Origin of the sequence: Streptomyces sp. NPDC006430 (assembly GCF_040612395.1) — a bacterium.
In the GTDB taxonomy this organism is placed as follows: Bacteria; Actinomycetota; Actinomycetes; order Streptomycetales; family Streptomycetaceae; genus Streptomyces.
The window spans coordinates 1-1699 of record NZ_JBEXQA010000107.1; the positions used below are offsets into that span (position 1 = coordinate 1).

The 1699-nt window shown below is 68.3% G+C and carries 1 protein-coding gene; it reads left to right on the forward strand.

The features are described 5' to 3' along the window. Positions 1-58: 58 nt before the first annotated feature. On the forward strand, positions 59-1684 hold the full coding sequence (locus ABZZ20_RS36805) for an ISAzo13 family transposase (protein WP_356877412.1): 1626 nt from the start codon (positions 59-61) through the stop codon (positions 1682-1684). The last annotated feature ends 15 nt before the right edge of the window (positions 1685-1699 follow it).

Here is a 1699-nt window from a genome sequence, read left to right on the forward strand (position 1 = left end):
CTAAGGGCTTGCAGGAAATCAAGGTGTTGCTTCCCGTTCCGGGGCTCGTTGTTGTGGTATGCGCATCCCGGACGAGACTCGTGACCAACTCTGCATGAAGTTCGCGGTGTTGCTCCCGCACCTGGACGAGCGGCAGCGGCGGCTGCTGATGGCCGCGGAGGCCCGGGCCCTGGGGCATGGGGGCGTCCGTGCCGTCGCGCAGGCCGCGGCGGTGAGTGAGACGACGGTCCGCAGGGGCGTGTTTGAGCTTGAGGCAGGCGAGGAGCCCCTGGGGCGGGTCCGGCGGTTGGGCGGAGGACGCAAACGGGTCGCGGAGCTCGACCCGGGATTGCTCCCGGCCTTGCTGGCGCTGGTCGAGCCTGACGAGCGAGGGGATCCGATGTCGCCGCTGCGGTGGACGGTGAAATCGACCCGAACCCTTGCCCGGGAGCTGACCTGGGCCGGGCACAAGATCAGTGCCGACACCGTCGCCGGCCTGCTGCGGGAGGCAGGCTTCAGCCTGCAGGCCAACGCCAAGACCTTGGAGGGCGGCCAGCATGCGGACCGGGATGCTCAGTTCCGCTATCTCAACGAACAGGCCCGCGACCATCGGGACGCCGACCAGCCGGTGATCAGCGTGGACACCAAAAAGAAGGAGCTCGTCGGAGTATTCAAGAACAGCGGCCGCCAGTGGCGGCCGGCCGGTGATCCGGTGCCGGTGGGCGTCCACGACTTCGCCGATCCGCGGCTGGGCAAGGCCGTCCCCTACGGGGTCTACGACCTGGCGGCGAACACCGGCTGGGTGAACGTCGGGACCGATCACGACACCGCCGCGTTCGCCGTGGAGTCGATCCGCCGCTGGTGGCACGGCCAGGGTCAGTCGGCCTACCCGCAGGCGACACGGCTGCTGATCACCGCCGACGCGGGCGGGTCCAACGGCTACCGCACCCGCGCCTGGAAACTCGAACTCGCCCGCCTCGCCGCCGAAACCGGGCTCACGATCACCGTGTGCCACCTGCCTCCGGGGACATCGAAGTGGAACAAGATCGAGCACCGGCTGTTCTCCCACATCACGATGAACTGGCGCGGCCGCCCGCTGACCAGCCACGAAGTCATCGTGAACAGCATCGCGGCGACCACCACCCGCACCGGACTGCGCGTGAGTGCCGCACTCGATACCAACACATATCCCACCGGAGTGAAGATCGGGGATGCGGAGATGGCTGCACTGCCGCTGACCCGGCACGCGTTCCATGGCGACTGGAACTATGCCCTGCACCCGCAGCCCTGCCCTGCCATCCCGGCGGCGCGGGCCCCGCAGGCACCTGCCGCGAAGTGGGACCATGCCCTGCTGTCCGATCCCGAGCTGACCGGGATGACCCGCCGGCAACTGGACGACCTCACAGGAACGTTGGCTCCGGACGGCGATACCCAGCGCGGCCGCCCGCCCCGGCTCCCCTTCCCCGAACAGGTCCTGGCCACCGTGCTCCACTTGCGGGTCGCCCTGGCCGCGGAACCTCTCGCCGTGCTGTTCGACAGCAGCCGCACGGCCATGCACCGAACCCTCCTGAAGAATCGGAGACTGATCGAGGCACATGGGATCGCCATCCCGCCCGCGACGACCCCACCCGCAGTCCTCTCAATCCTCCATGCCCAGGTCCTCGCCCTGACCGACGAGCCCAACAAGATCAAGACGACATGTTAATGATCTGCAAGCCCT

What these genes read in the sequence shown, in the direction of transcription:
- ABZZ20_RS36805 (WP_356877412.1), top strand. Translation starts at nt 59, where the DNA reads ATGCGCATCCCGGACGAGACTCGTGACCAACTCTGCATGAAGTTCGCG.